Annotated in this window: 2 protein-coding genes and 1 pseudogene; all 3 read right to left on the reverse strand. The window is 61.0% G+C overall.

Annotation, left to right across the window (positions count from 1 at the left end; translation table 11 throughout):
* Positions 1-573 precede the first annotated feature (573 nt).
* Positions 574-1365, reverse strand: a complete 792-nt coding sequence (locus NKJ18_RS32825; RefSeq protein ID WP_023673926.1) for a calcium-binding protein — start codon at positions 1363-1365, stop codon at positions 574-576.
* 369 nt (positions 1366-1734) lie between these two features.
* Positions 1735-1965: pseudogene (locus tag NKJ18_RS32830) on the reverse strand (HlyD family type I secretion periplasmic adaptor subunit); the annotation flags it as partial.
* Positions 1940-3169, reverse strand: a 1230-nt coding sequence (locus tag NKJ18_RS32835) for a type I secretion system permease/ATPase (protein ID WP_352761595.1), incomplete at its 5' end; no start/stop codon positions are given. The pseudogene NKJ18_RS32830 and the gene NKJ18_RS32835, both read right to left, overlap by 26 nt.

Below are 3169 nucleotides of genomic sequence, written 5' to 3' on the forward strand. Positions count from 1 at the left end.
AGCCCCGCAGCGAGCACGACGAGCCCCACCAGCGTGGATACGCTGCCACTTGCCAGAACGCGGTCATAGACCTGAAGCATGAACAGCGGCGAGATCAGCGCAAACACGTTGACCACGCCGCTGATCAACACAATGCCCCAAATCGCGGAAGTCAGAGGGAAGGGTCTCAAAGCTGATCCTTTAAGGAATGGTTGTCACGTAAGTCTCCGCAGCTGGCGACCCAGCTCCCTATATTGCTCCCCGATCGGCAACCGACTGCATCCGCTCGCTGGTTCAGGATCAGTGCTCCCGCCGAATATGTTTGGTCCCGGCATTTGATGGAGCGGGTCAACAACACCGTCCGGCTGAAGGTTTGGAAGGGATTCATCCTGGTCGGCCGCAAGGGCCCGAACAGGCTTCCGCCTCCACACCTTCAGGAGATTTCGGTCCACGAGCAGCGCGACGCGCAGGGCTTCGTCACTGTACACGCTGACTGCTCCCAGGCGCCCCGGCCCATGGCAAGTAGCGGAAACGGACGGGAAAGCGCCCGCCCGGGGGGGCGGGGCGGGCGCGGTTCCGCATGGGTTTTCTGGATCAAACGAAGGTGAAGTCCGACGCGGTCAGGCCTAGGTCGGCCACGGTGACTACACCGCCCAGGTGGGCGAACTCGTGCGCGCTGCCGTCGGCGGTGACATAGGCCAGAGTTGCAACTCTGTCAGTGTAGCTGCTTTGGTAGACAATGATGTCGCCGGCGTGCTCGCCGGAGATCGCACTCGCCGCCTCATTAGCAGAGTTGAAAGATTCACCAGTGATCACCACGACGTGTTCGCCGTTCGCACCCGACGCCGCACCGCTGTAGAAGCTGCTCACCGGGTAGCCGGACTGTATGCTGGCGTTGTTGACGAAGTTCGCGCCAAAACCGTCGTTGTAGAGGCCTACCGCATCGAAGGCGAACTTGTCCTCCGCCGGGTTGAAATCGGTGATAGTGGTAATGTCCGACGTCGACCCGACAACCCCAGGCACCGGATTGTGGAACTGGAACACGAACGTGTCACTGTCGCTGCCCCCGGTCAACGTGTCCTGGCCGTCACCCACGTAGAGGACATCCTGGCCGGGTCCGCCGCTGAGCCTGTCATTGTCCTCACCGGAGACGCGCGCGTTGAAGCGGCCGTTGTCGCCGGAGAGATCGTCCCAGCCATCTCCGCCGAAGATGCGGTCGTTACCCTCGCCGCCGATGGCTCGGTCACTGCCCGCGCCACCCGAGATCTCGTCGTTGCCGCCACGACCGTCAAGCCAGTCACCGCCCTGGTAACCCTCGATCCAGTCAACACCCTCGGTGCCGAGGAGTGTTTCGGAACCCGGGCCACCTTCGATAATCTTTGCCATTGAAAATACTCCTAATGATGCCCCTGCCTGAGTCGTTCATATTCGTCATCGGACAATTGGAGAAATCGATTGCTTGGATAGGCATACATTTACGAAATGGATGCATTCTCGTTCACTTCGCCCTTCTGCTGAGCAGTTGCGGGCTCGCAGGCGGCGGGGACACGCCCCAGGCAATCGGCCCGAATATTCACACTCAAAGAACGGTCCAGGAAAACTTGGCAACCGGTCGTCCTGGTTGGGCCGCCCTCGGAAGAACGGGCATGGGGCTGTGTTGCCGAGTCGCGCCGGCACTGCCCATTGCGAGCAATGGAACGTTAGGGAGCGCGTTCGCGCGAGCCGAGATCGGAACCGACAGGCGCACCAGGTAGTACGAAATGCCGGGTTCACCAGGATTTCTCCGACCACCCCGCCAGTCGGGTGCTGTATCTTCTCACTAGGAAACGACGACAAAGTGTCCGGACGCTACAACCGCACCGGAGAGATTCGTGAAGGTCGCCCAGGCTCCGGCTCCTCCCACAAAGATCACGCTCGCCAGAAGGCCCGCCACCAGGTGCCGGCGAATGGACTCGAAACGTCATTGTTCTGATGAATGCCGGACACCGGGATCCTCCATGTCAGCGCGCTCTGCCACGTGATCCTGTGTAGACTCGATGGCCTTCAGGACTTTGGAACGCGCACCGAATGATCGCTGCCGTCCACCTTCCATCACCAACACCAAATCGACGGCGCGGATGGCGCTCGGCCGATGGGCGACGACAACCGCAATGCCCTTGCGCTCGCGCACGGAGGCGATCGCATTAACGACTGCAGCTTCGCCTTCCGCGTCGAGATGGGCATTGGGTTCATCCAGCACGACAAGGAAAGGGTCTCGATAAAGGGCCCGGGCAAGACCGATAAGCTGACGCTGCCCGGCGGAAAGTGCCGATCCGGCCTCACCAATCGGAGTTTCGTATCCGTGCTCAAATCGGAGGATCAGTTCGTGCGTGCCCGCTGCTTTCGCCGCGGCGACAATAGCCTCAGGGTCAGGATCATCTTCAAAACGAGCGATGTTTTCGGCAATGGTGCCATCGAACAATTCAACACCTTGTGGCAGATAGCCGATGTGACGGCCTAGTGCTTCCCGGTCCCATTGATCGAGGCTTGCGCTGTCGATGCGAACCTTCCCGGCGACCGGCGTCCATGCGCCGACGATGGCGCGCGAGAGTGTCGACTTGCCCGAGCCCGACGGGCCGATGACCCCGAGTGCGCTTCCCGCCTGAATGGCAAACGCAAGGCCGGTCACGGTCGGCTTGCTTTCGCCGGGCGGAACGATTGTCACGCTTTCGAGGCGCAGTTCGCGTTCAGGTGCAGGCATTAGCATAACAGGAGCGGTTTCAGGAACCTTTTCCAAGAGGTCCTCCAGCCGCGCCCAACCCTGGCGCGCCATGAGGAAGGGTTTCCAGCTTGAAATGGCGAGGTCGACCGGAGCCAGCGCACGCCCCATCATGATCGAACTGGCAATCATGACCCCGGCCGTAGCCTCTTCCCTGACGACAAGGTACGCACCGACGGCAAGAATGGCCGATTGCAGCAGCACGCGCAGCGACTTTGAAATGGCACCCAGCCCACCTGCCACGTCCCCAGCTTTCCGGTTGGCGGCCAGAAACTTGGCATTGGCCTTTTGCCATCGGGCAGCGATCCGCTTTCCAAGACCGAGAGCTTGCACGACCTCGGCATTGCAACGCGCTGCTTGCAGCAGACCATTGCGTGCCATGTTGTGGGCAACGGTATCGCTTATCGGCCCTTGCGAGAGAGTGTTGGCAAG

This window comes from Mesorhizobium sp. M0217, from assembly GCF_040321955.1.
GTDB lineage: Bacteria > Pseudomonadota > Alphaproteobacteria > Rhizobiales > Rhizobiaceae > Mesorhizobium.

Bases quoted from the DNA above. Each gene is read 5' to 3' on its own strand.
- NKJ18_RS32825 (WP_023673926.1), bottom strand. From the start codon at position 1,365: ATGGCAAAGATTATCGAAGGTGGCCCGGGTTCCGAAACACTCCTCGGC.